This window comes from Croceitalea dokdonensis DOKDO 023 (assembly GCF_001306415.1).
In the GTDB taxonomy this organism is placed as follows: Bacteria; Bacteroidota; Bacteroidia; order Flavobacteriales; family Flavobacteriaceae; genus Croceitalea; species Croceitalea dokdonensis.
Genome location: NZ_LDJX01000003.1, coordinates 277,285 through 303,708, shown reverse-complemented (window position 1 = coordinate 303,708; position 26,424 = coordinate 277,285). Strand labels below are relative to the sequence as shown.

At 42.8% G+C, this 26,424-nt stretch carries 25 protein-coding genes and 1 tRNA gene; 4 read left to right on the top strand and 22 right to left on the bottom strand.

Annotated elements, in window-relative coordinates; genetic code table 11:
- Window positions 1-55: 55 nt before the first annotated feature.
- The 6 genes from I595_RS08450 to I595_RS08430 all read right to left on the bottom strand — a co-directional run bounded on the left by I595_RS08450 (window position 56) and on the right by I595_RS08430 (window position 2,605).
- A tRNA-Arg gene (locus I595_RS08450) sits at window positions 56-127 on the bottom strand.
- 478 nt (window positions 128-605) lie between these two features.
- The gene (locus I595_RS08445) at window positions 606-1,004 is read right to left on the bottom strand and encodes a response regulator (RefSeq protein WP_054559120.1); all 399 of its coding nucleotides are present in this window, start codon (window positions 1,002-1,004) and stop codon (window positions 606-608) included.
- Window positions 1,005-1,145: 141 nt separating this feature from the next.
- Window positions 1,146-1,559 (bottom strand): DUF6691 family protein, encoded by a 414-nt coding sequence (locus I595_RS08440; protein ID WP_054558980.1) that lies wholly within the window; start codon window positions 1,557-1,559, stop codon window positions 1,146-1,148.
- A gap of 4 nt (window positions 1,560-1,563) precedes the next feature.
- Complete coding sequence (locus I595_RS08435; RefSeq protein ID WP_054559119.1) at window positions 1,564-2,121, bottom strand: YeeE/YedE family protein; 558 nt, start codon at window positions 2,119-2,121, stop codon at window positions 1,564-1,566.
- Between the two features lie 86 nt (window positions 2,122-2,207).
- Complete coding sequence (locus I595_RS17735) at window positions 2,208-2,336, bottom strand: hypothetical protein (protein WP_262485532.1); 129 nt, start codon at window positions 2,334-2,336, stop codon at window positions 2,208-2,210.
- Between the two features lie 62 nt (window positions 2,337-2,398).
- The gene (locus tag I595_RS08430) at window positions 2,399-2,605 is read right to left on the bottom strand and encodes a YgaP family membrane protein (RefSeq protein ID WP_054559118.1); all 207 of its coding nucleotides are present in this window, start codon (window positions 2,603-2,605) and stop codon (window positions 2,399-2,401) included.
- A 183-nt stretch (window positions 2,606-2,788) separates the two neighbouring features.
- On the opposite strand from I595_RS08430, the gene I595_RS08425 reads away from it, so the two are divergent.
- From I595_RS08425 to I595_RS08415, 3 genes are read left to right on the top strand one after another with little or no spacing between them, the layout of a single operon-like run.
- The gene (locus I595_RS08425) at window positions 2,789-4,006 is read left to right on the top strand and encodes a sulfite oxidase (protein ID WP_054558979.1); all 1,218 of its coding nucleotides are present in this window, start codon (window positions 2,789-2,791) and stop codon (window positions 4,004-4,006) included.
- A gap of 12 nt (window positions 4,007-4,018) precedes the next feature.
- Complete coding sequence (locus I595_RS08420; protein ID WP_054558978.1) at window positions 4,019-4,438, top strand: hypothetical protein; 420 nt, start codon at window positions 4,019-4,021, stop codon at window positions 4,436-4,438.
- A gap of 2 nt (window positions 4,439-4,440) precedes the next feature.
- Window positions 4,441-5,316, top strand: coding sequence for a sterol desaturase family protein (locus tag I595_RS08415; protein ID WP_054559117.1), 876 nt, complete (start codon window positions 4,441-4,443; stop codon window positions 5,314-5,316).
- A gap of 12 nt (window positions 5,317-5,328) precedes the next feature.
- Here the strand turns inward: I595_RS08415 and I595_RS17640 are convergent, their stop codons facing one another.
- From I595_RS17640 to I595_RS08365, 10 genes are all read right to left on the bottom strand, one after another.
- Window positions 5,329-5,526, bottom strand: a complete 198-nt coding sequence (locus I595_RS17640) for a DUF5694 domain-containing protein (protein ID WP_054558977.1) — start codon at window positions 5,524-5,526, stop codon at window positions 5,329-5,331.
- Between the two features lie 119 nt (window positions 5,527-5,645).
- The gene (gene trxA, locus I595_RS08405) at window positions 5,646-5,939 is read right to left on the bottom strand and encodes a thioredoxin (RefSeq protein ID WP_054558976.1); all 294 of its coding nucleotides are present in this window, start codon (window positions 5,937-5,939) and stop codon (window positions 5,646-5,648) included.
- A gap of 9 nt (window positions 5,940-5,948) precedes the next feature.
- Window positions 5,949-6,350 (bottom strand): rhodanese-like domain-containing protein, encoded by a 402-nt coding sequence (locus I595_RS08400; RefSeq protein WP_054558975.1) that lies wholly within the window; start codon window positions 6,348-6,350, stop codon window positions 5,949-5,951.
- Window positions 6,351-6,357: 7 nt separating this feature from the next.
- The gene (locus I595_RS08395; protein WP_054558974.1) at window positions 6,358-7,767 is read right to left on the bottom strand and encodes an MBL fold metallo-hydrolase; all 1,410 of its coding nucleotides are present in this window, start codon (window positions 7,765-7,767) and stop codon (window positions 6,358-6,360) included.
- A gap of 61 nt (window positions 7,768-7,828) precedes the next feature.
- Window positions 7,829-9,547: a SulP family inorganic anion transporter gene (locus I595_RS08390; protein WP_054558973.1), complete on the bottom strand. Its 1,719-nt coding sequence runs from the start codon at window positions 9,545-9,547 to the stop codon at window positions 7,829-7,831.
- Window positions 9,548-9,601: 54 nt separating this feature from the next.
- Window positions 9,602-10,234 carry a Crp/Fnr family transcriptional regulator gene (locus tag I595_RS08385; RefSeq protein WP_054558972.1) on the bottom strand — a complete coding sequence of 211 codons (633 nt, stop codon included), beginning with the start codon at window positions 10,232-10,234 and terminating at the stop codon, window positions 9,602-9,604.
- 18 nt (window positions 10,235-10,252) lie between these two features.
- The gene (locus I595_RS08380; protein ID WP_054558971.1) at window positions 10,253-12,403 is read right to left on the bottom strand and encodes a xanthine dehydrogenase family protein molybdopterin-binding subunit; all 2,151 of its coding nucleotides are present in this window, start codon (window positions 12,401-12,403) and stop codon (window positions 10,253-10,255) included.
- Between the two features lie 3 nt (window positions 12,404-12,406).
- A complete protein-coding gene (locus I595_RS08375) occupies window positions 12,407-12,901 on the bottom strand; it encodes a (2Fe-2S)-binding protein (protein ID WP_054558970.1) in 495 nt (164 codons plus the stop codon).
- Window positions 12,902-13,032: 131 nt separating this feature from the next.
- Window positions 13,033-14,145: a vanadium-dependent haloperoxidase gene (locus I595_RS08370; protein ID WP_172675930.1), complete on the bottom strand. Its 1,113-nt coding sequence runs from the start codon at window positions 14,143-14,145 to the stop codon at window positions 13,033-13,035.
- Between the two features lie 370 nt (window positions 14,146-14,515).
- Window positions 14,516-14,860 carry a hypothetical protein gene (locus tag I595_RS08365; RefSeq protein WP_054558968.1) on the bottom strand — a complete coding sequence of 115 codons (345 nt, stop codon included), beginning with the start codon at window positions 14,858-14,860 and terminating at the stop codon, window positions 14,516-14,518.
- A gap of 230 nt (window positions 14,861-15,090) precedes the next feature.
- Here I595_RS08365 and I595_RS08360 point away from each other — a divergent pair, with 230 nt between their 5' ends.
- Window positions 15,091-15,312 carry a hypothetical protein gene (locus I595_RS08360; RefSeq protein WP_054559116.1) on the top strand — a complete coding sequence of 74 codons (222 nt, stop codon included), beginning with the start codon at window positions 15,091-15,093 and terminating at the stop codon, window positions 15,310-15,312.
- A 78-nt stretch (window positions 15,313-15,390) separates the two neighbouring features.
- Here I595_RS08360 and I595_RS08355 read toward each other — a convergent pair whose 3' ends face one another.
- The 6 genes from I595_RS08355 to I595_RS08330 form a co-directional block, all read right to left on the bottom strand.
- Complete coding sequence (locus I595_RS08355; protein WP_054558967.1) at window positions 15,391-15,876, bottom strand: glutathione peroxidase; 486 nt, start codon at window positions 15,874-15,876, stop codon at window positions 15,391-15,393.
- A gap of 62 nt (window positions 15,877-15,938) precedes the next feature.
- On the bottom strand, window positions 15,939-16,595 hold the full coding sequence (gene folE, locus I595_RS08350) for a GTP cyclohydrolase I FolE (protein WP_417926338.1): 657 nt from the start codon (window positions 16,593-16,595) through the stop codon (window positions 15,939-15,941).
- Between the two features lie 493 nt (window positions 16,596-17,088).
- Window positions 17,089-18,822, bottom strand: coding sequence for a metallophosphoesterase (locus tag I595_RS08345; protein ID WP_172675929.1), 1,734 nt, complete (start codon window positions 18,820-18,822; stop codon window positions 17,089-17,091).
- Between the two features lie 189 nt (window positions 18,823-19,011).
- Window positions 19,012-20,769 (bottom strand): RagB/SusD family nutrient uptake outer membrane protein, encoded by a 1,758-nt coding sequence (locus I595_RS08340; protein ID WP_054558965.1) that lies wholly within the window; start codon window positions 20,767-20,769, stop codon window positions 19,012-19,014.
- A gap of 16 nt (window positions 20,770-20,785) precedes the next feature.
- Window positions 20,786-23,851 carry a SusC/RagA family TonB-linked outer membrane protein gene (locus tag I595_RS08335; RefSeq protein WP_054558964.1) on the bottom strand — a complete coding sequence of 1,022 codons (3,066 nt, stop codon included), beginning with the start codon at window positions 23,849-23,851 and terminating at the stop codon, window positions 20,786-20,788.
- A gap of 272 nt (window positions 23,852-24,123) precedes the next feature.
- The gene (locus tag I595_RS08330) at window positions 24,124-25,893 is read right to left on the bottom strand and encodes an alkaline phosphatase (RefSeq protein ID WP_054559115.1); all 1,770 of its coding nucleotides are present in this window, start codon (window positions 25,891-25,893) and stop codon (window positions 24,124-24,126) included.
- Window positions 25,894-26,424 lie beyond the last annotated feature (531 nt).

The following is a 26,424-nucleotide window of genomic DNA, read 5'->3' as shown; positions in this document are numbered from 1 at the left end:
AGAAAAGAAAAACAGTAGTAACGGGATATTAGTGGCATTGCGGAAAACTTAATTGTAGCCCCGGCAAGAATCGAACTTGCATCTAAAGTTTAGGAAACTTCTATTCTATCCATTGAACTACGGGGCCAATATCACTATGTCAAAAAAAACTGCCCAAAAGTTTAGGACCCCGACGCTTCGGGGCTATGCTATCCATTGAACTACGGGGCCAATATCACTATGTCAAAAAAAAACTGCCCAAAAGTTTAGGACCCCGACGCTTCGGGGCTATGCTATCCATTGAACTACGGGGCCAATATCACTATGTCAAAAAAACTGCCCAAAAGTTTAGGACCCCGACGCTTCGGGGCTATGCTATCCATTGAACTACGGGGCCAATACCACTATGTCAAAAAAAAACTGCCCAAAAGTTTAGGACCCCGACGCTTCGGGGCTATGCTATCCATTGAACTACGGGGCCAATATCACTATGTCAGAAAAAACCCATGCTATTGATGGCTCTAAAATACGGGCCAACATTTGGGCATTCTATCCATATCAAATGGAATGCAAAAATATACTTTTTATGTAAGATGCAAAAAATAGTGAAATCAGAAATATGGGAATCAATTGATGGAACTACTGGCAAACACTTTTGATAAACTTACCCGAGACAAGGGTTTGTCAAAATAGCCCGATACGGCGGAATGGGTTTTGGCAATTTTTCTATCCTTGGACTTCACAAAGGCCGATAGAATGTAAATCTTAGGTAAGCGGTTACCGTTCAACAATTTTCTTAAGTGTTCAATAAATTCCCAACCATCCATCTCATCCATAATCAAATCCAAAAAAATCAGTTCCGGTAAAGGCTGTTCTACCGTTAACAGGACTTCTAATTGCGCTATGGCCTCTTCGGCGTTGGAAAATGTTTCAATGGACAATGCGTTCCCTGATTGTTCTAAACAATACCTGGTCGCAAATTGGGAAACAATATCGTCATCAATAATCCACGTTGTTTTGGCCATCATAACAGACTTAGTTTTCTTTAACGAATACAAAGAAAATACGTACAGCAAAAACTACCATGAATTATCGACTTTCGGTCAAAAGTATCTTTGTATCGCTCAATCGACACTACTTTTCGGTAATTGGTGTATAACAATTGATTAATGTGGAAGTTGCTTTTTCAAAAGGCCATACACAAAAGTTCCCAGTAGGGCTCCAAAAATAACCACTAGAATGGGCAAAAAACCCGCGCCAATCAAGGTATACATAGGGCCAGGACATGCACCTGCCAGTGCCCAACCCAGCCCAAACAAGGTTCCGCCGGCCGCATAGCGGACAAATGACCTTTCCTTGTCTGCAATGATGATGTTTTCACCAAATACAGACTTTGGCTTTTTTCGTTTTACCCACTGCGTAAAAATTATCCCCAAACCCAAAGCTGACCCGATGATACCATACATGTGAAACGCGTTAAACTGAAACATCTCATAAATACGAAACCATGAGGCAGCCTCTGATTTTAACATGACTATCCCAAAAAATACCCCAACCAACAAGTAAATGATATGCTTCATAATGCTAAAAAATTAAAGGAAAGATGAAATGCACCATCATAAGTCCTCCTGCAAAAAAACCGATAACGGCGATCAAAGAAGGTATTTGCAGGTTGCTTAGGCCTGAAATAGCGTGCCCAGAAGTACAGCCACCGGCATAACGTGCACCAAAGCCCACTAGAAAACCCCCAAAAAGTAATATTAAAAGGGTCTTTGGACTGGAGAATGCCGTATTTGCAAAAAACTCCGTGGGCATATAGGCTTGCCCTGCACTTTTAAAACCCAAGGCATTAAGTTTCGTAACCGTATCAGCACTGATGGCAACGGCAGTGTCCGCAGTCATATACGTATGTGCCAAATATCCGCCAATCGCAGCGCCAAACGCAACGATTAGGTTCCAGCGTTGGGCTCTCCAATCGAACCTAAAAAACGCTGCTGATTTTCCCGCACCGGCAATGCTGCAAATGGTTCGTAAGTTAGAAGACATGCCAAAACGTTTGCCCAATAAAACCAAAATTGCCATGGTTAAGGCTATCAATGGCCCAGAAACGTACCACGGCCATGGTTGTAAGATATATTCCATCATAAGTTAAGCTAATAAAAAACAAAGATATGCTACTTCCCTAGACCTAGGTCAGGGAAAGACCATGCCTTGAGAATAGCGAATTTTCAAGATTTTTTGCCGCTGTTCATCAAACTGAGTACCGCAATGATGAGCACCACCACCACGATGGCGAACACACCAATCATAAAAATACCATTTCCCCAAGCCACTAAGGGTAGAAACCTTGTAAGCATCATAACTAATTTAAAGTGCCATTAAAAGTAAGAAGGCCCAAACCCAGAAAAAATGATATTCCTCAGTTTTTCAGTTTACAGGTATTTGGCCCAAAAAGGGTATATAAGGGGCAAAAACTTACTAAACTGGTTAGGACAAAGATGCCCGATAATGCCAATAGCACATACGCCAAAGTACCCTGCACTACATTAAAATAAAACAACGCAAGCACTATCAGCGCCAAAATAAAACGTACCATGCGGTCTGTACCGCCCATGTTTTTTTTCATAATCTTTCTATTAAAACCGTAGTTAGGGACACTAATGCAATACAGGTGCAACAGACCAATACCAATTTGTGCCACTTTTTTAATTTCATGACCAAAACTACGCCATCACTGTTTCATTATTGGTAACCTGGGTTACACATACATCGCGATTTTTATAGTATTTTTAAATTCCAACCCTATATCATGAATAGAAGAAAATTTGCCTCGACCCTTAGTTTGGCCTCCATCTCGGCAGCTTTAGGTGCCGAGCTCGTTTTTGCCGGCCAAATGCCAAAAGGATATTTGCCTTTGGGCCTAAACGACCCAGACCCTTTTTCCTTATTCCAGAAAGACAAGGATATGGTGGTGCTCAACGAGAAACCCTGGAACATGGAAGCCAAGGCACATTTACTTAATGATAGGGTGACGCCAAACCGCTTCATGTTCATTAGAAACAACGGAAAGATTCCAAAAAACATCGATATTTCCAATTGGAAACTTACCATTGATGGCGAATCTGTACAACAACAGAAAAGCTATTCCTTAAAAGAATTACAAACCAACTTTACATCCTACTCCTATCAACTTACGCTAGAATGTGGTGGCAATGGGCGCAGTGAGTTTAATCCACCTGCCAAGGGAAACCAATGGACCATTGGTGCCGTATCCTGTGCCAAATGGACCGGCGTTCGTTTAAAAGATGTTTTGAGGGATGTGGGAATACAATCGGATGCTGTATATATTGGTTATCATTCCGCGGATACGCATTTAAGCGGTGACCCAAATAAAGAACCCATTTCCCGTGGAGTACCCATAGCAAAGGCACTAGAGGACGAAACCCTGATTGCCTATGAAATGAATGGAGGGCCAATCCCTTTGGTCCATGGCCATCCCTTACGGTTGGTCTGCGGAGGGTGGCCGGCCTCGGTATCCGGCAAATGGCTACAGCGCATAAGTGTACGCAATAAAGTGCATGATGGGGCCAAAATGGGCGGCAGCTCCTATAGGATACCTTGTGAGGCCGTTGCCCCGGGAAGTAAGGTCAAGGACAACGATATGTGCATTATTGAGTCCATGCCGGTGAAATCTTTGATCACCTATCCTAAAACCGGTGCTCTATTAAAAAAGAACATTTTGCAGATAAACGGCCACGCATGGGCAGGAGAATTACAAGTTGAAAAAATGGAATGTTCCATAGACTTTGGCAGTACTTGGCAGGTGTGTAAGTTGGAAAAACCCGCTAACCGACTTGCATGGCAACACTTTGCGGCAACCATTGCTTTTCCAAAAAAAGGCTATTATGAGGTTTGGGCCAGAGCCACGGATGAACATGGGAAAAGTCAACCCATGGTATTACCGGGTTGGAACCCCAAAGGTTATTTAAACAATGCCTGTCACCGCATTGCGGTAAAGGTGGTCTAATTTAGTGAAACGATGCAAAAACGAAACCTTATCACCTTCCTTTCATTGCTTCTGGCAGCCGTGTTTCTCACCGTTCTTTTTGTAGCGGTGACCAATTCCAACAAAATTGAAAAAGAGATTACCCCTTTAGCGACCACGATTATTGAATTGGACGAAAAGACCATAGCGAGCTCTGGCTTTGTAAACGATACTGGCGTTTCACAAGTGATACAACACTGTACCCAATGCCACTCGTCAACGCTAGTGACCCAAAACCGGTTAAGTGAAGCCGGGTGGAAAGCTACCATAGAATGGATGCAAGAAACCCAAAACTTATGGGATTTGGGTAAAAATGAAGAAAGGATCATTGCCTACCTGGCAAAAAATTACGGCCCTACCAAAAAAGGTCGGCGACAGCCTATTAAGGGTGTTGAATGGTATGAACTGGATTGATGATGGAAATCTATTGGGACGCTTTTATTAATGGCTTTAACGGCACCTTAAATTATACGTGGAGGTCCATCCTGTTTCAGGTGCCTTGGTATACCAATTACTTTTGGGGGCTCATATCTATTTCATTGATAGTCTGGCTATTGGAATTTTTATTCCCATGGCGTAAAGACCAGTCTGTCTTTAGAACGGATTTTTGGCTGGATGCCTTTTATATGTTCTTTAACTTCTTTGTCTTTGCCATTGTTATCCAAGGTATTTATAACCTATTGGGAGTTGGTTTTAGGGAATTGGGAATCACGGCGCAAAGCTTTGCCGTTCTACATTTAAATCATTGGCCTATTTGGGCACAACTGTTACTGTTCTTTGTACTCTTGGACTTTGTGCAGTGGCTCACCCACATTGCCCTGCATAAATTTCCGTTATTGTGGCGGTTTCACCAAGTGCACCACAGTGTCAAAGAAATGGGGTTTGCGGCACATCTACGGTACCATTGGATGGAAAATATACTGTACAAACCCCTTAAGACCCTTGGAGTGATGCTTTTAGGTGGGTTTGAACCAGAGCAGGCGTATATGGTCCATTTTGCCGCCATTACCATTGGGCATTTAAACCATGCCAACATTAAACTCACCTATGGCCCCTTAAAGTATATCCTAAATAACCCGGTAATGCATTTGTACCATCATGCTTATGAACTGCCAAAAGGATCATTTGGCGTCAATTTTGGTATAAGCTTAAGTCTATGGGATTATCTTTTTAAGACCAACCACCTGCCCGAAGATAGCGGCACCATTACCTTAGGCTATGATGGAGACACAAAAATGCCAAAAGGATTTTGGGGACAGTCCTTACATGGCTTTGGAAAGCGAAAAGGCTAATCTTCCAAACGATCAAATTCTACAAATTGGTATTGAGGGGGAAGCTTCAAAGAGTTGCCTAAGTATGGCAGCGTGGCCGTTGCCAAATATGACCAATATCCTATCTTCTGTACTTTGGGTGCGTCCTAGCATCTTCGAAAAAATCCTAATGTTCCGGTTATACCACCAAATGGATAATTTATCCGCCCCATCATAATCTTTCGTCGCCATGGTTCCCGTTAGGTAGGCATCAAAATTAGGGTTGGTCCATTAATCTTTCTTGCATTTATCAAAAAAATAATCTGTTAAGATGGTAACACCTCAACAACAAAAATGCATCGTGATGAAAATCAACTAGACTGCAGTAGGGAGACCAATGCATCGGCCTGCACCACGCCAGATTGCCGCCAGAGCTGTTTCCCTTCTTTAAACAGCATTAAGGTGGGTACCCCTCGAACCTGATATTTTGCCGCCAGCGCTTGGTTTTTATCCACATCAATCTTTATAATTTTAGCCCGCTCACCCAATTCTTGCTTTACCTTATCAAGGATGGGCATCATGGTTTGGCAGGGTCCGCACCAAGTCGCGTAAAAATCAACCAATACCGGTTTATCCCCTGAAATGATATCTAAAAAATTTGCCATACGCCCAAATTAGTTTTCTATAACCCAATTGTTATATCCGCCAGAATAGTCATAAATCTCTGTAAACCCATTTTCTTTGAGCAAAAGGGCCGCCCTATTGCTGCGTCCGCCCATTTTACAATACAGGTACACGGGTTTGTTTTTGTCCAAACGTTCAATTTGTTTTAAAAAGGTCTGGCTATCAATAATATTATAGTTCACCGCATGGCCAATATGGCCAGCCGCAAATTCCTCGGCTGTGCGTACGTCTACCAATTGTACCTCTTTGCCTATAACATGCGTTTTTACGTCTTCTTTATCGATAATGCTGATACCGTCCATACCCTGTACCTGTTTTTTAGGGTTATCTTGGCAGGCAAGTGCTAGCACACTACAGCACAATAAAAGCAATTGCATGGCTACGGTCTTCATAATGCCATCATTTTAAGGTTGTGGGACAAACAAAATTGGTCACTGGTATTCCCGCTTTTTTAATGGCCGCAAAACCGCCAGCTACGTCCACAACGTTATGGATGCCACGGCTTTTAAGGATTGAAGCGGCGATCATGCTTCGGTAACCGCCTGCACAATGCACATAAAAGGTTTCCTTATTGGGAAATTCCGCTAAATGGTCGTTAATAAAATCCAAGGGGGTCAACCTTGCGTTTTCCAAATGCTCAGCACTGAACTCCGTTTCTTTTCTTACATCAAAAACCGGTACATCCTTGGTCAATGCCTCCTTAAATCTTTCTGCGGTAATGCTGCTTACGGTATCAATTTCCTTTCCTGCATCTTTCCATGCCTCAATTCCGCCTTCCAAGTAGCCTAGGGTACCATCAAAACCTACGCGTGACAACCGGGTAATTGCCTCTTCTTCTTTTCCTTTATCTGCCACCAGCAAAATGGGCTGTTTCACATCTGCTATTAAGGCACCTACCCAAGGAGCAAAACCTCCTTTTAACCCTATAAAAATGGAACGAGGAATATGGCCCTTAGCAAAATTATCCTGATGCCGTACATCTAAAATCACCGCACCGGTTTCATTTGCCGCGGTTTCAAAGGCATCTGGTTTAAGTGCGGTATCGCCGCGTTCTATGACCTCATGGATGTCATCATACCCTTCTTTGTTCATCTTAACGTTCAACGGAAAATATTGCGGTGGGGGCAAAAGACCGTCAGTGACCTCTGCCACAAATTCTTCTTTGGTCATATTGTTCCTGAGTGCATAATTCATCTTCTTCTGGTTGCCCAAGGTATCAACGGTCTCTTTCATCATATTCTTTCCACAGGCAGAACCTGCTCCGTGGGCAGGGTACACAATCACATCATCGGCCAAGGGCATAATCTTGTTTCGTAAACTATCATATAGCAGGCCGGCCAGTTCTTCTTGGGTCATAGTGGCTGCTTTTTGCGCTAAGTCCGGTCTTCCAACATCGCCCAAAAACAAGGTGTCGCCACTAAAAATGGCATGGTCCCTTCCGTTTTGGTCACGTAATAAATACGTGGTGCTTTCCATGGTATGGCCAGGGGTGTGCAAAACTTTAAATGTAAGTTTTCCCAATTGAAATTCCTGCCCATCTTTTGCCACCAGCACCTCATAGGCCGGATTGGCATTGGGTCCATATACAATAGTGGCCCCGGTTTCCTTGGCCAAGGTCACGTGACCGCTCACAAAATCCGCATGAAAATGGGTCTCAAAAATATATTTGATTTGGGCATTATCCCGTTTTGCCCTTTCTAAGTAAGGTTTTACCTCACGCAAAGGGTCAATAATAGCCACTTCCCCATCACTTTCTATGTAGTATGCCCCTTGGGCCAGGCATCCAGTATATATCTGTTCTATATGCATTTGCTAAATTTTTAAGCAAAGGTATCATTTGTCCCCATACTATCCTGCAACTTAGGTTACACTACCTGTGTTGCCAAGACACTTTTTCTTGTAGGGCGGTTCTTTCCATTTTTTTAAGGCAATCCTCGTAAGCCTCCGCCGTCCTTACATAGACGTTTTCTTTGCCTATCACTTCCAAAAGGTCACTTTTTTGTAAAATATCCCGAATAGGGCCTATGGCTCCGGCTATTTTAAATACAATCCCTTTTTCCCTTAAGTTCCTAACAATCTTCTGAAGCTCATTTAATGCAGAATTGTCAATATAGTTCACCGGTTCCGCATTTAGGATGACGTATTTTACAGCCTTGCCCTTTTTGGCTACTTCTTTGGACACGGCATTTTCAAAATAACGTACGTTGGCAAAAAACAGTTGGGCATCAAACCGCAACAATAAAATCTCATCATGCTGCTCAATATCATCTGGAAACCTATCAATATTTTTAAAATAATCCAACCCACGGATTTTGCCCAATAGCGCAATATGAGGTCTTGAAATACGATAGACTAACAACAGCAATGAAAATAACACCCCAAAGATGATGCCCTGGGAGATACCAACAAAGAGCGTGGTCAAAAAAGTGACCAAGAATAGGTAAAATTCATCCCGTTGTTGCTTCCAAAGTTGCCTGGGATAGTTTACATCGATCAACCCGTACACGGCCACCAGAATAATGGCCCCTAAAACAGACTTGGGCAGGTAGTAAAAAAAAGGCGTTAAAAACAACAACGTTAGCCCTACCACAATTACGCTAATAAAAGAGGCCAGGCCCGTCTTTGCCCCTTCGTTCACATTTACTGCAGTTCTTGACAAACCCGCATTCACTGGAAACGATTGAAAAAGTGAACCAATGATATTGGAAGCTCCCAAGGCCCGTAGTTCTTGGTTGGGATCGGTATGGTATTGCTGGCTTTTCTCCTCAATGGATTTGGCAATGGTCATGGCTTCCGCAAAAGCGATAAAGGCCAAAGCCATGGCCGTGGGAAATGCCTTAATCAACAGGCCACTGTTTAACTCTGGCAGTAAAAACCCGGGCAATCCTTTTGGTACAGGGCCTACGATATGTACATCCGTATCATTGACCATAAAAAAATAAATCCCGATAATTCCCAATACCACCACCACCATGGCCGCGGGCAGTTTACGATGCAACTTCTTAAGCCCCAGGATTACCAAAATTGCGGCGACACCAATACTTAAATCATAAAAATTGGTCTCCCCCAATTGATTAAAAATGGCCCTGAGCGTTTTTAGGGAATTGGTGGTACCAATATCCAATCCAAAAAAATGTTTTAATTGACTGATGCCGATCACAAAAGCCGCTGCAACGGTAAACCCGCTCACCACAGGCCTGGATAAAAAATTAGATAGAAACCCCAATTTCATAAAACCCATGACCATTTGTATAAGCCCAACAAAAAGTGCCAATAAAATGGCCATCCCAATATAGGCTTGCAGACTTCCCAACTTCATGGCCGCCAAACTGGAAGCAACGATCAAAGAATCCAAGGCAACGGGACCAACCGCCAATTTTCTGCTGGAACCGGTAAAAACATAGACCAAATTGGGAACAAGCGCTGCATACAGCCCATAAATTGGAGGAAGGCCTGCAATCAAGGCATAAGCCATTCCCTGGGGTATGAGCATGATGCCAACGGTAATCCCAGCCGAGAAATCTCCGGCCAAGTCCCTTTTTTGGTACTTGGGCAGCCAGTCTAGAATAGGAAAAAAACGCTTTAACATCCCCACAAAGGTAATTAGCTTTTACGGGATGCTGTGTATCTTAGGTTACAAGGCTTACAAATCAACAATCTCAATTTGGTTGCGCTGCAATCTTATTTTACCCAAACGTTCAAGTTTTTTGAGCAATCTTGAAATCACTACCCTAGAACTATGCAAGTCGTAGGCGATGTCTTTATGGGTGTTTACAATGGTATTGGATGCCGCAATTCTGGCCTTTTCTTTTAAATACGCTACCAAACGATCATCCATATTTTTAAAGGCGATGCTGTCCACGGTTGCCAACAATTCATTTAGGCGGTTGTGGTAACTGTCAAAGACAAAATTCCGCCAAGATCGGTATTTACCGGTCCATTCCTCCATTTTACGAATGGGTATCATGACCAAGGTCACATCGGTTTCTGCTACGGCACGTATCTCACTTTTCATATCGCCTAGACAGCAGGCCATGGTCATGCTGCAGGTGTCGCCACGTTCCAAATAGTAAAGCAACAATTCATCACCCTCATCATCTTCCCGTAAAATTTTAATGGCGCCCGAAAGCAATAGGGGCATTCCCTTTATATATTGGCCAATTTCTATAATCTTGCTTCCTTGATTTACAGACACCAAGCTACCTACCTCTGCAATCTCGGTTAAAAGTTGAGGTTCCAACAAGTCCCCAAAGCTATTTTTTAATGCTAACTCCATAAAACAACGCTAAAATTTCTACACCAAGGTCAAAGGAAGATCAGTAAGTCGGTTTCCTGTTAAACGAAAGACTGCATTGGCAATGGCCGCTCCAATGGGCCCTAATGGGGGTTCACCCACGGCTCCGGGTTTATCCATCCCCTGCAAAAGCACCACATCAATTTCCTTAGGGGCATGTTTCATCAACGCCATACGGTATGGACCATAAATGGTAGGGGTTAGTTCTCCGTCTACCACATCCATTTTTTCGTATAATGTTGCGCTCATGCCCATAGTAATGGCGCCCTCGCATTGGGCGCGAACCTGATCGGGGTTCACGGCAATTCCGGGGTCCATGGCACAGGTTACCTTGTGCACGATAATCTCATTGCTTTCTATGGATACTTGGGCCACTTGGGCACAGGGTGTTCCTGCATCGGTTGAGGCTGCAAAACCCATGGCGCGCCCATTAACCGCCTGGTCTTGATAACCCGCTTTGTCCGCAGCTGCCTGAATGACCGCCTTTAAACGCTTGCCTTTTTCATCATCTTGGATATGCGCCAAGCGAAACGCTACAGGATTTTTACCTGCCCTTACCGCGAGTTCATCCATAAAGCTTTCCCAAGCAAACGTATTTGCCAATAAACCTAAACTACGCCACCAACTTGTCGCAAAAGGAAGTTCTACGTGCCATGAGACCGTTCTAAGGTTGGGAATGGCTCCATAATGACAGAATCCACCCCTAATGGCACCCACATCAGTGCCTAAAACAGTATGTAAAAAACCTGGCACCATGGCGGCATCTATCGCAACATCACCACTAGAAAAGTCGTGTTGCAAGTAAGCGATATGGCCATCATCCGTTAATTTTGCCTTGAGTTGGTGATGTGTTGGCGGACGAAACAAATCGTGCTGAAATTCTTCTTTGCGAGAGAAAAAATACTTCACGGGCTTCCCCACCGCTTTTGACATCACAGCGGCCTGAACCGCATGTGGCGTATGTAACCGTCTACCAAAACCACCGCCCAAAAAAGTGGGAATGACATTTACATTTTCTTCATCGATATTTAATCGCTTCGCCACCTCTTTACGGGTTAAGGCAACCACTTGGGTAGATAATTTAAGCGTAACGGAATCCCCATCTACAGCGGCTACAACCCCGTTAGGTTCCAATTGGGCGTGCGCACCAAGGGGACTGGTAAATTCCATTTGAATTAGGCCGTCTTCCGTACTTAGGTCTTCCCCTTCTTTTTGGAGCACAAAAGCATCTCCCTTTCCTACTTTGGTCATCTCACGGATATCGCTGGTCTGCCAACTTTGGGAAACTTCCCAAGTGACCTCAATCGCTTCCTTTGCGCGTTCCGCAGCGGTAAAGGAATCTGCAATGACCCCTACAAAATCATCCTCTAGAATTACCTTGACAACACCGGGCATTGCATCGGCCTTACTGGTATTTGCACTTACATACTTAGCACCAATTTTTGTTGGGCGTACCACCGCACCGTAAAGCATATCTGGCATTTGGGCATCCAGGCCAAAAATAGGTTCGCCAAAAACCTTGGCATTCAAATCTACCCGAGGTATAGGTTTACCAACGAATTTATAAGCATCCAAAGATTTTAAACCGGGAGCATCTGGAACTTCCCAATCTGTCACGTTTTCAGCAATCTCAGCATAGGTCATGGTTGTTCTACCCAAATTCACCTCACCATTTGCCACCGTCATTTCATCCACGGGAAATCCTGATTTTTTACCCGCTTCCAATTTTAACATCTCGCGCATGGTCGCTGCCAACTCCCGTAAAGGTTGCCAAAGTCCGGAAATGGAATTGCTTCCACCCGTGGCAAACTTATCCATATTACCGCTCATTGATGCCGCGTGTACCACGGATATTTGGTTCATCCCTACCTCCAGCTCATCGGCAGCCATTTGTGCCAAACCGGTAAATGTACCTTGCCCCATCTCTACTTTTGGAGAATGCAATATTACTTTATTCACTTTTGTTATTTCAAACCAGAGCATGGGCTCCATGCCCCCGCCCAAATATCTTGCCTCACCACTGTCTACCTGCTCCAATATTTTTCTTCTAAGGGGATTTCTAAACAGGTAGGTACCCACGGCAAGGACACCTGCCGTACCCAAGCCACCACGAACCAAAAATTTTCTTCTTGATATGTTCTTCTTGGCCATAGCTTAGGAGTTTTGGGTGTCAGACGTTGCTTCTTTTTCTGGGGTCAATTCCGCCGCCCTATGTATGGCCTTTCTCATGCGGTAATACGTTGCACAACGACAAACATTCGTGATATTTTGGTCAATATCTTCGTCCGTAGGTTTTGGATTCTGGTGCAAAAGTGCTGCGGTTGCCATCATAAAACCAGGCTGGCAATACCCACATTGGGGCACAATTTCCTCCAACCATGCTTGTTGCACGGGGTGCGGATTTTTAGCTGTTCCTAGCCCCTCAATCGTAACAATGGTTTTGCCCTCCACAAAAGAGGCCGGATACGAGCAAGACCTTATGGCGACCCCGTCTATATGTAAGGTACAGGCTCCACATGCTGCTTTACCACAGCCAAATTTAGTACCCTTTAAATTAAGGGTATCCCGTATGACCCATAACAATGGGGTGGTCCCATCTGCTATGTCCACCGTGGTGGGTTCATTGTTTAAAACAAAGGAAATCTTCATGTTTGTGATTTAAATCTACAAGATATTTAAGAATACTGATAAAAACAGCGGTTATATGCACAAAAGGAAACAACTTGGGTTACCCATGCGGCGGGATTATTCCTTTTCCGCCACCCTTTAAAAGCTACAACCTAGTGCTTTCCTGTTTGTTCTTCAAAAACCTGAATCACATGTTGCCCTACTTGATTACCTACCTTAAGCCCTACTTCGTTATCTGTCCTAAAATGTACACCACCTTGGAACCGTGATTCTGAACATTCTTTGGCCAGGGCCTCAAATTGTTTTGCATCATGCGGGAAAAAATGGGAAAGCACCTTGGCCAAGGCCCCTGCGACAGTAGTATGCCCGGCGGGATATCCCGGAAAATTAGGGGTTTCAAGTATGGGTTGAAATGATGTATCGTATTGAAAGGGCCTAATGCCCCAATACTGATATTTGCCATCCCAAGCGGCAATGGTAGCATCATAGCGGGCGGCATGAAAAACCGCACTAACATAAGCTGCCTCCCCAGCGTCCAAAGCATATTCCAAAATCTTACGTTCCAAAAGTTGGTCCCAGATGGGTTCGCTTTTCCATTTCCAGGCAATATCGCTGCTGTTGTTCGCCTTATAAAATTCTCGAAGCTCTTGCATATCCTCCGACCAATCTTTTGGAGGCGGGCCAGGCCTAAACTGTTTGGCAGAAGTCAATGTTAAGGGTTCCCAATCCTTTTTGGTGGGTCCGTATGGGTATGGGGTGCCAGACCATAAGCTGGGGTCGTTGGGAACCTTGCCGTCCCAAATTTTATCGGTATTGTTGGTTTTGGCGTAATTCTTATATTTTGTGGCAATGGCCTTGCCAATAGCCTTACCTCTTTGAATTTCAATGGGCTCGTACTCGTTTAGCGTGAATTGTACCATTTGGTGCCGTACCAATAGGCTATCTAACCAGCCTTGTTGTTCTGGGAAATAATACGAGATAATTTGGTGCGATGCCGCTGCCACCGCACTGCGCTGGTCGTTCCCTTCACAAGATGCCAAGGCGTCATAAATAGCCAGATGTAGTATGGCCATACGGCCGCCATTTTTATGGCCCTTATGTTTTTGGCTTGCCTCCATCATAATTTGATGCCAACGGTAGGACGGGTAAGCCGCAGTCCAAAAACGTATTTCTTGATCAAGTGAATCACCTTTTAGCTGCAAGCCATCTAAGACGCCAATAGCCATGGGTTCAACCTCAACATCCTCTTGTGATACAGAAAACATAAACGGCTCCAGGTTATGAACCCGCTTTGTTGTTGTAGGGGAACATGATATAAAAAGACCTAGAAAAATAGTGGCAATTGAAAAGACTTTAGTGGGCATTTTCCTAGAAATAAAGTTTCATAAAATTACATCCTAGGCCGGTTTCAAAAAAACAACAAGGTGCTATACTTACGTTAAAATTCACCTCCCATGTATACTACAGTACTACCATCACTTGGTGCAGTAGGTTTAAAACAAAGGCCGCCTGTACGCTAAAGGTTGTTTTTAAAAGGAACTCCAAGAAATATCCAAAGACCAGAACTTGGCATAGGACACCCACAAGCGATCACCATTTGGTCAAATAAAGTACGGCCTGTACAAGAAGATACACTTAATACTTATACTCCCATCTAAGTTCTGCCCTATAATAGGCCATCCCACCTTGTTCCGACAGCTTTATCGCTCTGTTCACAAACTGATACTTAAATAAAATACCAAAATATGTGGTCTTTACAGTACTAAGATACTCACGGATAATAAAAAGAAGATCATCCTCTATTGCCGTAAAGATGGTTTCCAACACTTGCCTATCCGTCACCTCATTGGCTGCCATTTTTACCTCAACGGGCACCTGTAGGCCTTCATAATTTGGTTTTTGCCATCTCCCCAAAGGACGGTATCTTATAATGATAGGGTGACCTTTAAAAGTAAGACGTTGCGTATATTCTTTATCCATTAATCAATCCTAAGGTTTAAACACTATGGTCCCAGGTAAACGTATTATGCTTACCTAGGCCATTGGGAGAGTACAATTTTGTTTATTGTTTCCTTTCAAAAACCTGAGCTTTGAGTACCTTGCCTTAAACATTTGCGTTAAAAGGAATACAAAACCATAAACTTCCCCCCATTTACTGCTAAAAATACAATTATGTTTAATATATTTAAATAATGTTTAAACAAATATTTATGGATTTATTGATGCAGGCAGAACAGTTTGAAAAGATGAAAATGAGCCATATGTCCACTAGCGATCGTGTTGTGGCCTCAAGAAAAGGTAAAGAACTTGTTCTTGCCATTAACGAGATTTACAAGAAAACAAAGGATTCCAAACTTATGGATGCCATGAAGCGCATTACCGAAAAAAAACGGAAAATAGACAAGCGCCTTAAAGGCAGAATTACAGTTTGATCAAAAGTACGTTGAGGATTTTGTAACAAAAAAAAAGGCTACGTGGAACCGTAGCCTTTTTAATTTTTTATCCCATTTTTACGCCAGATGTTTGGTGATTTTTTTACTTAAGGGCGAGGTGGTGGAATAGAAAAAATCTACCAGTTGCCCATCTGGAGACACCAAGTATTTTTGAAAGTTCCACTTTACGGAACTGCTCATTTTTTTGTTGTAGCGCTTTTGGGTCAACCAGGCATACAATTGGTGCTGATTGAGACCTTTGACATCAATTTTCTCCAACAGGGTAAAGCTTACCCCATAATTTTTTTCGCAAAAAGCACCAATTTGTTCGGCAGTCCCAGGTTCTTGGGCACCAAACTGGTTACAGGGAACGCCTATAACCATAAGCTTATCGCTATATTTTTGGAATAGGTTTTCCAAATCTTTATACTGACTGGTAAAACCGCACTCACTGGCCACATTGACAAATAGGATAAACCTTCCCTTGACCACATCCCAGGAAAATGGCTTACCCGCCAAAGTATGTATTTTCACATCAAAAATACCAAAGGGCGCAGTTTCCATTTCCTTTTCTGAGGGCTTAAAAGCTTTATTGCTGATTTTCTGTAAAAACTTCACGACATCAATTAATTAGTAATGTAATTGTACAACTCTTGAATTTTGTCCTGTTCCAAAAATTGACCTCCGTAAAACGAAGTAACCGTGGCAGAGGTATCATCCTTTATGCCCCGTGAAGAAACGCAGAGGTGTTTGGCATCAATGATAACCGCAACGTTTTTGGTTCCTAATATGTTTTGTAGCTCTACCCCAATTTGGTTGGTCAACCGTTCTTGTACCTGTGGCCTTTTGGCAAAGTATTGTACCATACGGTTTAACTTGGACAGCCCAATGACCTTGCCCGATGAAATATAGGCCACATGTGCCTTTCCAATAATAGGCACAAAATGGTGCTCACAATTGGAGTAAAAGGTGATGTCCTTCTCCACTAGCATTTGGTTGTACTGGTACTTGTTATCAAACAAGGCCACCTTGGGCTTGTTGGCCGGATTTAGGCCAGAATATATTTCATCTATATACATTTTGGCCACCCGTTTAGGGGTTCCCTTTAAAGAATCGTCCGTAAGGTCCAAGCCCATCACCTCCATGATTTCACCAAAGAGCACGGCTATCTTCTCTTTTTTTTCTGCATCACTTAGTTTAAAGGCGTCTGCCTTGATCGGAGTTTCAAGTCCGGTGTACATATGATCGTCACCAATCTCGTCTATGGACAGTTCAGTAATCATGGTATCAGATTCCACGAGGCCTTGGCTAAGTATATGTTTTCCTTCCATCTATTTGTTTTAGAATTTAGTGTACGTATAATTTTTCGATAAATTCAAATGTACCATTTTTGTTTATTCTTTTTTGTTAAAGTTTAAACAATGTTATCTAATGAAGAACGCAACACAGTATTAGTATGTCCTTTGGGTTTTTATAAGGATAGTCTTTTTTTATCCAAAAACCTGGCATCTAAACCACCAGGCTTAACACACCTCAATTGAGGTTAAGATGGAGCCTGATGCCTGTTTAAATGCACTTTAAATACACGATGGAAAAGACTGTAAAACGTATCAAGTTATAGGAATACAAAAGAATTTGAAACTGAAATGTCCAATCAAAAATCGCTGAGTGAGTCTAAATGGGTACACCCATTTTTAGTGAAACGTCCAAGCCCAATTCTAGTTTGGATACACCACTTTTCTATGGTTCCAATTGAAACGTTTGATGGTTGGCACCCTACATTGATTTGGAAAATATGATAAAAAAGAGTTCTAGCTCCCGTAAATAAGGGTTGTTATGAAGTACTTCTTTTTCTTTAAAAAAGCTCGCATACTGTTGTATTCTTTCGTTACTTATATCCTCAAATGCGAGGCTATCCGCCATACGAATCCTATAAAAATCGTAAATGAGATCGTTTCCATCCCATGCCAGAAAATCCTGCAAGCGAAGACCATTTTTTTGAAGCCTATTTTCCGCAGCTTCCCTGGCTTTTTTCCAAACGGCGGTTTTCGCCAGGCTTTTTAAATTATCATCAAAATCACTATCGGATAATGGGATGCTAGAGTGCAAAAGCACATATAATTGTGCACCATTTAAATTTAAAAGTAATTTTCTGAGTTTTTCTGGCCATTCCTTTAGCAAGCGTAAACGGATCAATTCTTTTAAATGCCATTGGGTAAAAGTCTTGTAGTCTTTGGAAGCCAATATTTCTGTTTTCCACAATTGTTGGTCTCCAAGGGATTTTAGATACTTGTGTTCTTCTTGATAAAGCTTAAAAAAAGAGTCGAAATCTGGAACCGTATCCAAAACCACCGTCTTTAATTTCAGTACTCCATTATTCTTTAGCTTGATGAATGTATAGGCTGGTTTATAAACTGCCAATGATGGAACCTGCACATTGGTCAGTGTATTTCCATTTACAGAGGTATGCACCCCGATATCGTTCAGGTGCATATGACCCCCAAAATGAATCTTTAAGCCGGCATCAGCAAAGACCTCGGCAACCTGTTGATCAGGCACGCGGTGGACCTGTAAACCGTTCTCCCCAAACAGCAGTTTCATCTCTTCGGTTGCCCCATCGTTAAAATCCACCATTGGGTAATGGCTAAATGCAATTAAGGTCTTATCCAGTCTTTTGGCTTCTTTGGCAACCTCCCTTGTCCAATGAACTAAGTGTTGTTTATGTTTTAAAACTTGATTGTACCCAATTCCGGCTCCATGATATTCCGAAGGGTTTGTCTTGGGAAGATAGACGTTCGCATCCAAGGCCAACAACCAAACCCCTTCAATAGGTTCTACCAGATAACTGACATCCGGTAGCGGAGTGGCATTTGAACCTTGTTGATACCATCGATTTTTAAGAAGGGATGCTGCCGTTGCCTTTTCCAGGGAATATTCCTCGTAAGTATAGTCAGAAAATGGAGTTTCCCAATACCGGTAAACACTTTTAGGAAAGAACCCATGTAGGTCTAATTCGTTGACGATTTCTTCGTACCCCATTTCCCTAACTTCCTTGCTTATGATTACAGGATGTTCTTTTTTCCTATTGGCATTAAACATCCCTTGTTGGCTCATAATAGGCTGCGCTTTACCTCCTTCGCCTAAAAAATCAACCTTGCCACCTTTATCCCCAAAAGGTCTTGTTGGATCGTGATTTCCTGTTGTGAGAAAGAATGACAAGCCGTATTCCCGGGAATATCTGTTCAAAACTGTTTTTAACCCTCGAATGTTAATAGGTTGGCCGTCATCGCTAAAATCCCCGGGAAGAACAATGATTTTAATACCCCGCTTTACGGCATCGTCCAAAGCGGCTTTAAAAGAAAAATAATTTTCATTGAACAACCGGGTGGAATGCAGTTGGGCATCCATTGAGCGGATTAGAGAATACGTACTGTCCCTAGGATTTAGTATGCCTTTATACCCTACATCGCCCAAAGTACCGTGCACATCCAAAAAATGTACATCCGCCATAAAAGCGATTTTTGTTTCACCAAGGATTGGTTGCAGCTGGGCATTGCTCACTAGACCAAACAAAAAAACCACGGGGAAACATAAAAACGCTTTATAAACTACATTCATCGTATTATCATTCTTTGAGCTAAACCAATTAGGCGGACCGCAATAGTCCGCCTAATACCACTTTTTTAAGCCTTACTACCCTTAATACCCGGGATTTTGTATTAAAAAACCTTCTATCCCAGAGGCAGCATCCACTGCGCTTTGGGGAATGGGAAAAAGCCTCTTATTGGGATCGGAGTCTGTTTTTTCCGTCCAGGAATCCTCATATTTTCCAAAACGGATTTGATCGCTACGTCTAAAACCTTCCCAATACAGTTCAAAACCACGTTCCCTAAAAAGAATGTCCAAATCAATAGCTGACAAAGCTTCAGGAGTTTGTCCCGGCCTTGCGGTTCTTGAGGTACGTACCGTGTTTACATCGGCCAGCGCCCCTGCTGCGTCCCCATTTCTAAGCTTGGCCTCAGCCCGCATCAAATAAATTTCTGCCAAACGCATTAGCACCAAATCCACGCTGCTAAAATTAGTGCCATTGGGCGATGTACGGCTAAATTGGTATTTGGCGCAGCGAAAACCGGTATTGTGCAACGAGCCTTCACTTGTAAAATTAACTTCTAAAGTATGGTCCACATACCCAATATCACGGTTAGGCCCACTCCCCCTGGTCAATTGCACTGGGTATATTCTAACTTGTCCACCGTCACAGGTCAAAAATCCACCATCTTCGCCTTTTCTTGGACCCCATTGAATGCCGCGTAGAATACCCCTATCCATTTCAAAGGCCAATGGGTCAATACAATAAAAGCTATTCTCTGTTTCTGTGGCGATAAGCTTGTCCCTATTTTCAAAGTCCTGCAGTTGAGCCTCGGGTATAAGGGTGTTTTGTTGATAAAAGCGCGCATCGGCTTCAGCGGGATCTGTTGTACCGTAGGCCTCAAACCAAGTTCTAATGTAGTCTGGATTAAACGCTGGACCATCGGTACCGTCTGCACTTGGCCATTCCGGTCTTGGAAACATGTCTCCCGCTATAGACCAATATGCCCATCTACTGTGTTCTCTTCTTAACTGTCCGCGCTGGTCCAGTGCAAATATGAGCTCAGGATTACCATTATTGTCGTCATTAAAAAGATCAAAATACTCTGGGGATAACGAAAAACCACCTGAGTTGATAATATTATCCGTGTATTGAATGACCAAATCCATGTCCTCTTGGGAAAAACTTGGTGTACCGTAAGGATCGCGGTAAACCGCAGCATTCAAATATAATCTGGCAAGGAAGCCCCAGACAGCCGATTGAGTGAGGCGACCGGGGCCACGGTCAGTATTAATTAGGTCAACAACGGACAACAGCTCTTGCTCAATATAGGCTACTGCCTCTTGTCCTCTTAGCACTTCGGACAGCTCCGCTGAAGAATCTTTTCTCAGCACTAACCCCCAACTGTCCAATAAGAGCATATTTAGGTAGCCCCGTAACGCAATCATTTCATAAAGGGCACCTTGTGCCTCTGCATCCCCTTGTTCTGCTAAGGGAGTTAATACCTCAATGGCCGATAATGTTCTAGAGATATTGGTGGTAAGCTCGTTCCAGCTATCGCCGATAAGGTCATTGGTAGGGGTCATGTTATGGGTATGCACGGCAATGAATTTGCCGCCATCAAACCAATCGGTACCGCCTCTGAAGGGTAAAATGGCCTCGTCCGAGGCTAGCAATTGCAGACCATAATTATTGGTATGGCGCCATACCCACGACACATAGCCATAAGCAGGTGCAATAGCACCGCTAACGGCCTCCGCCTGGCCACCAAATTCTGATTCGTCTAGGCGTTCTTCTTCCAAATCGGTACAGCCCCAGTTGAAAAGTGTTAAAAACGCAAGTGTTACAGGTACTAAGTATTTTTTCATTTCGAAACAATTTTTATTAAAAGGATATGTTTAAGCCAAAAAGTATGGTTCTTGGTGTTGGGTAGGTAAAGCGGTCAATACCAAAGGTCTGCACGTCGTCAATGTCATTCCCTGTGTTCACCTCTGGATCAAAGCCTGAGTAATCCGTTATGACAAAAAGGTTCTGTCCGGTCAACGTCAAGCGAACATTATTGAGGTAATCTCCCATGCCTATTTTGTTGGCATTTAAGGTATAGCCCAAGGTGGCGTTATTTAACCGCAGGAAACTACCATTTTCAAGATAACGGGTAGACACCTCGTTGGAATTGCTCAAATCTTCATTAGGAAATTCAATTGCAAAATCGGTGGTATTGAGGCTTCTGCTCAGTTGACTGTTAGAAAAGCTGGTCATTGCCGTATGGTTGTAAATTTGATTTCCAGAAACCCCATTAAAATTCATGCTTAAATCAAAACCTTGATAATTAAGGTTCAAATAAAAGGCATAGATAATATCTGGTAATGCGGTACCCACCGCTACACGGTCATTATCCAAAGATTGCCCATCACCGTTAACATCCCGAAACTCGTTTAGACCGTCGTCACCGATACCAATGAATTCTTTCATAAAGAAGGTTCCGCTTGGCTCTCCGTTGATATACCCATTTATGGTTGCCCCGGTCTGCCCGGCACCAACTGCACCTCCTGTAGTCAAAACTTCAAAAGGTGAGTTTTCAATACGGTTATCCGTATATGAAATATTTCCACCAATGTTAAAGACTAGGTCTTGTGTAATTTGGCCTCGGTAATCTAGTGCGAATTCTACTCCAGTATTTATAATTTCCAAATCGGGAACGTTGGTCCAGATACGTTCCGTGGGCTGTATGGGGTCTGTGCGGTTGGCGAATAGCACCACATCGGTCACCACTTTGTTAAAATAATCAATGGTACCTGTTACCTTGTTACCAAAGAGCCCAAAATCAAGACCAATATTGGTCTGTGTAGATACTTCCCACTGTAAGTCCGGAAAGGCGGTACGCACGGGCACAGTTCCAAAGGGATAGTCCTCTAGACTTACCTCATTTCCGTCAAGCGGATACGTATCATTATTGACTCGTGAATCAACAAAACTCGCTAAACTAACATTGTTGGGTATACCATCTTGGTTGCCCGCTTGGCCCCAACTGGCACGTAGCTTTAAGTTGCTGAACAGGGTATTATTGGCCATAAAACCTTCCTTACCAATGTTCCAACCTAAAGCCAAAGAAGGGAAATAGCCATATTTGTTGTTTGAGCCAAATTTGGATGATCCATCTGCCCTCATGGTTCCTGTAAACAAATACCTGTCATCGTAGGTATAATTAATTCTTCCAAAAAAAGACTGTAGTTCATTCTCAAATGCCCTAGAATTTAGGTTGGTTGGAAAGACATCGGTACTAATCTGGTCTTGAAACCTTGGTTCAATACCATTATTGGCAAAGGACTCTAAATTAAACTGTTTTTGTTCAAACCTTGTGTTCTGATAGGAATGCGCTGCCAAGACGTTGAGGTTGTGCTTATCTTGATTGTACGTATAGGTTAAGGTATTTTCTACCAAAGTGTTGGTATTGATGGTTGAACTGGTGTTCAAAAAGCCCTCTTCAAAACCTTCCAACTGCACAAAGGGGGTGCGCTGTACGTCACGATTTGTTGAGGCATAATCAACCCCAAGGTTTAATTTGTAGACCAAGCCGTCAACAATTTCAATAGAAGGCGAGATGTTGGCCAAAATACGATCTGTATTGGCCAAATCAGTAAATATCCGGTTGCGCTGCAAGGGATTGATGCGTTCTTCCAAAAACGTAGGTTCTCCGTTTGTTAATGCCGGAATCGTAGGGTTCAACTCAAGCATATCCCTAATGACCGCTCTATCGTCAGGACGTTCGTTTTCGGTCCTTGATGCGGTCAGGTTCAAGTCTACATTAAAACGGCCATCGACTGCTTTTTGGTTCAAGTTCACACGACCTGAATAACGGGTGAGCGAACTATTTTCCAAAGTACCTTCCTGATCATCCGCACCTACCGATACAAAGTAAGAGGACTTATCTACCACACCACCGCTCATGGAAAAGTTAACATTGTTTGACATGGCCGTGCGGGTTAGCTCATCTTGCCAATTGGTGTTTCCACCAAAATCCTCTAAGATACCACCGACCGTAGCCACATTTTCCCGGAATTCACTGGCATTGAAAACATCTATTGGATTTGCAATCGTCGCCAATGCCGTAGATACTGATAGGTTCATCTCCGTCTTTCCCGCCTTACCCTTTTTGGTGGTAATCGCTATTACGCCATTGGCCGCCCTTGCTCCGTAGATGGCAGTGGCAGAAGCATCCTTTAATATATCGATGGACTCAATATCCTGCGGATTAATAAAGTTAAGGGGGTTGGCACTGGCCGCAATACCAATACCAGAATTGTCTATGATAAAACCATCCACTACAAAAAGAGGGGTAGTCCCTGCACGCAAACTTCCAACCCCGCGTATAATTATGTTTTGTGCCGCGCCTGGTTCACCACTTACATTGGTTACGTTTACGCCTGCTACCTTACCTTGGAGCAACTGCCCGGGGTTGGCTACCACCCCTTTGTTGAAATTCTCGCTCTTTACTGAACCTATCGCACCCGTGATATCAGATTTTCTCTGAATACCATAGCCTACCACCACAACATCATCTAGTTGTGTGGCATCAGGCATTAGCTGTATGTTGAGATTGGTTTGTCCGTTAACTTCAACCTCTTTGGTGGTATACCCAATATAAGAAATTTCAAGAGTGGCGTTTGGAGCGACCTCTATGGTGAAATTACCATCAAAATCTGTTGACGTTCCGTTGCTAGTGCCTTTCTCTAAAACGGATGCCCCGGGCAAAGGAATACCAGACTCATCCGTAATTCTACCGGAGACGGTAAGTTGGGCTTGGGTCGCAGCACTCGTCGTTTTTTTAATGCTTGTATCTTTTTCAATACCTTTAAACGGTATCTTAGGAATGGTGTTAGAGAAACCGGCACACACCATCATCAGTACAGTGGCCAATGTAATTTTTGATACTTTACATGTTAAATACATAGTGTTCTAAGTGTTGGATTATTCAGATTGTTTTCGACGCTTTATTGGAGAGCCTGTGACAGCAGGCTCTTTTTTTAGAGTGATAAAACTAATTTCGAATGGCTGGATGTTGGTTAACCTAGAATTAAGTATATCTTATGTGGACTTTAAAATTCTAAGCAATTCTTGTCAAATATTTACTATATATAAATATTTGAATTTATTTATTTACTATAGGTTAACATTTGGGCAGAAAAATTAGGCTTAGGCCAACACCGCTAGTGGTAGGGCACCTATTCTAGAAAACCCAAGGAACATAGCATTTTCTTCAATAGTTCGCTATTCTCGTAAACTCCCCGGAAGATAGTGGAGCTGGGACCATAAGCAAAAATGGGGACCATGATTCCGGTATGGTCATCGGTAGTGAAATCACCTTCAATTTCATTGTTTAAAACATTTCCTTGCGGAAGTGCCAACCCGCCCGTTTCATGGTCTGCCGTAATGATGACCAAGGTATTTTTATCTTCGTCGGCGAACCTCAGCACTTTGGAAATCACTTGATCAAATGTTATGCCTTCTTTGATAACACCCCCAATATCGTTAGCGTGACCATAGGAATCTATTTTTGCCCCTTCTACCATTAAAAAGAAAGGGGCATCTTTTTGTTCTAAATAATTTAAAACGGTTGAGACCGCTATCGGCAATTCTGAGGAGGCTTCTTCCTGAGAAAGAAAATATGCCAACTTTTGCTTTTCTGTGGCCGCAAACTTTCTCAATGAATCCACAATATTAAAATGGCCTATTCTTTTTTTCTGTTCAAGATTGGACGCTGAACTCACAAAAAAGGAAAGGTTGCTTTTTAGCAAATCGTTTTTGATTTCTTGCGTCATTCCGCGGTCTTTTTGGTGGGCATAAAAGGAAGCTGGCGTTGCCCCCGTAATCCCATCGTTGGTAACGATACCAGATATAAAACCTTTATCCGCAAGTATTTCTGTGATATTTTTAAGGGAATTCCCATCGGCGTCTACACCAATGGCTCTATTCGGGACTTTCTTGCCCGTAGCTATAGCCGTAGCTCCGCCTGCAGAATCCGTGGTAAAATCATCGCTAGACTGGGTTTTTAGGAAACCTATATTTCTTAATTGGGTCAAGGACAATTCACCTTTATTTGCCAATGCGGTGGCAGAAATTTGGGCAAGTCCGTTTCCATCACCTATCAACAATATGATATTTTTTGCTTTCTTCCGTTTTCCGTCAGATGCAAATGTGGGTCGGTAGACCTCTGAAAAAACCGTATTGGTATGTTCCCTGGTCATTAACGAATTCAGATACTGTGCACAATCAAAAGGTTGGTCCGTATTGATAAAGTCTACCCCCAAACGAAGTAGAGCGTTCCACGCGGTTTTAGAATCTGGAGTCCCCCAAAACCGAAACGGTTTACCCAAACTCTTTGCTTTTTGTATGGCCGTTGCTACCTTTTCTAAGTCCACCGCAGTTAACCTCCCCTTGCCGTTCCATCCAGAAAAATTTCTAAAACTTAGACTTACCATTGCAATCTTATCACGGATGTCCTGGCTCTTTACCGCCTCCAAACCCTGATAATCAAAAAGAATGAAATCTGGGTAATTGTTATATTCAATGGGTTTGGGCCGGTTCCCTGAAATCACAAAAGTAAAAGCTTGATTATGTATAAGCTCAGGGTATTTTTTAAGATTTTTAACTATGGCATCTAGCGTTGTGTACGCTTCAGATTTTATATCGATGAGTAACTGCAGGTTTTCCGGTCTTTGGAGTCCTAGTTCTGCGAGTTTTTGCATTGGCTCCAGATATAATTTCTCAAAAGTACGTGCAGCAACTATTTCCTGTTTGGAATGTGCCACATACAAGGAATCTCCAATTAAAAAAACATCTACCTCAACAGAGCTTGCACCTGCGGAGACCCCTTTCCAAAAAGGAACGCTTTGGTAGTAATCGTTGTGGGAGTGTATCCTAAAATCGGTATTCTTTTGGGCAAGGGTTAAGTGGGTAACAATGATAAAAAAAAGAATACAGTATTGTTTCATTTTCACTATTATTTATGCTGTTTTGACCAGTGATTCTTTGAAAAATATTTCCTAAGGATTGTTAGAATGAAACTTCCGAAAGAATAGTATGCAGATGACCTTTATGCCGGATGATATTACCAAAGCATATTTACCCGCTGTTCTTTAGCGCATATAGAAGGTCATCTTCGCCAGCCATTCGCTAAAAAACCGATGCCTAGTCAGACACCGGTTTTCTTAGACTACTTCAAACTAACTCAAACTAAACTTGGTATAAAATTCCCTTATTTTTTTAGCTTTGGGGTTAAGTGAAGTTGAAGATAACATCATAAAAACCTAATGCGGTATTTTTAATGGCTTAGAGATTGAATGTCCCTGTTTTTTTAACCATTTTGTACTACTGCGTAGAGGCCTTGTACCTCAGAAATTGGTAATTTGTGGTTGCCGAATCTTGCGTAAACCCAACGGTCACAAAACCGCGCAAAAAGGCATTACCATTATTGGGATGGTTCATTGGTAACAGAAAGGCTTCCTCTACCTTCAAAAGGTGAA

Coding starts and splice junctions, on each gene's coding strand:
- I595_RS08375 (WP_054558970.1), bottom strand. CDS start 12,901: ATGAAGATTTCCTTTGTTTTAAACAATGAACCCACCACGGTGGACATA.
- I595_RS08395 (WP_054558974.1), bottom strand. CDS start 7,767: ATGCATATAGAACAGATATATACTGGATGCCTGGCCCAAGGGGCATAC.
- I595_RS08345 (WP_172675929.1), bottom strand. CDS start 18,822: ATGGCGGATGTACATTTTTTGGATGTGCACGGTACTTTGGGCGATGTA.
- I595_RS08415 (WP_054559117.1), top strand. CDS start 4,441: ATGGAAATCTATTGGGACGCTTTTATTAATGGCTTTAACGGCACCTTA.
- I595_RS08385 (WP_054558972.1), bottom strand. CDS start 10,234: ATGGAGTTAGCATTAAAAAATAGCTTTGGGGACTTGTTGGAACCTCAA.
- trxA (WP_054558976.1), bottom strand. CDS start 5,939: ATGGCAAATTTTTTAGATATCATTTCAGGGGATAAACCGGTATTGGTT.
- I595_RS08445 (WP_054559120.1), bottom strand. CDS start 1,004: ATGGCCAAAACAACGTGGATTATTGATGACGATATTGTTTCCCAATTT.
- I595_RS08330 (WP_054559115.1), bottom strand. CDS start 25,893: ATGAAACAATACTGTATTCTTTTTTTTATCATTGTTACCCACTTAACC.
- I595_RS08365 (WP_054558968.1), bottom strand. CDS start 14,860: ATGGATAAAGAATATACGCAACGTCTTACTTTTAAAGGTCACCCTATC.
- I595_RS08420 (WP_054558978.1), top strand. CDS start 4,019: ATGCAAAAACGAAACCTTATCACCTTCCTTTCATTGCTTCTGGCAGCC.
- I595_RS08335 (WP_054558964.1), bottom strand. CDS start 23,851: ATGTATTTAACATGTAAAGTATCAAAAATTACATTGGCCACTGTACTG.
- I595_RS08440 (WP_054558980.1), bottom strand. CDS start 1,559: ATGAAGCATATCATTTACTTGTTGGTTGGGGTATTTTTTGGGATAGTC.
- I595_RS08380 (WP_054558971.1), bottom strand. CDS start 12,403: ATGGCCAAGAAGAACATATCAAGAAGAAAATTTTTGGTTCGTGGTGGC.
- I595_RS08425 (WP_054558979.1), top strand. CDS start 2,789: ATGAATAGAAGAAAATTTGCCTCGACCCTTAGTTTGGCCTCCATCTCG.
- I595_RS08360 (WP_054559116.1), top strand. CDS start 15,091: ATGGATTTATTGATGCAGGCAGAACAGTTTGAAAAGATGAAAATGAGC.
- I595_RS08400 (WP_054558975.1), bottom strand. CDS start 6,350: ATGAAGACCGTAGCCATGCAATTGCTTTTATTGTGCTGTAGTGTGCTA.
- I595_RS08355 (WP_054558967.1), bottom strand. CDS start 15,876: ATGGAAACTGCGCCCTTTGGTATTTTTGATGTGAAAATACATACTTTG.
- I595_RS17735 (WP_262485532.1), bottom strand. CDS start 2,336: ATGCTTACAAGGTTTCTACCCTTAGTGGCTTGGGGAAATGGTATTTTT.
- I595_RS17640 (WP_054558977.1), bottom strand. CDS start 5,526: ATGGCGACGAAAGATTATGATGGGGCGGATAAATTATCCATTTGGTGG.
- I595_RS08435 (WP_054559119.1), bottom strand. CDS start 2,121: ATGGAATATATCTTACAACCATGGCCGTGGTACGTTTCTGGGCCATTG.
- folE (WP_417926338.1), bottom strand. CDS start 16,595: ATGATTACTGAACTGTCCATAGACGAGATTGGTGACGATCATATGTAC.
- I595_RS08390 (WP_054558973.1), bottom strand. CDS start 9,547: ATGTTAAAGCGTTTTTTTCCTATTCTAGACTGGCTGCCCAAGTACCAA.
- I595_RS08340 (WP_054558965.1), bottom strand. CDS start 20,769: ATGAAAAAATACTTAGTACCTGTAACACTTGCGTTTTTAACACTTTTC.
- I595_RS08430 (WP_054559118.1), bottom strand. CDS start 2,605: ATGAAAAAAAACATGGGCGGTACAGACCGCATGGTACGTTTTATTTTG.
- I595_RS08370 (WP_172675930.1), bottom strand. CDS start 14,145: ATGTTTTCTGTATCACAAGAGGATGTTGAGGTTGAACCCATGGCTATT.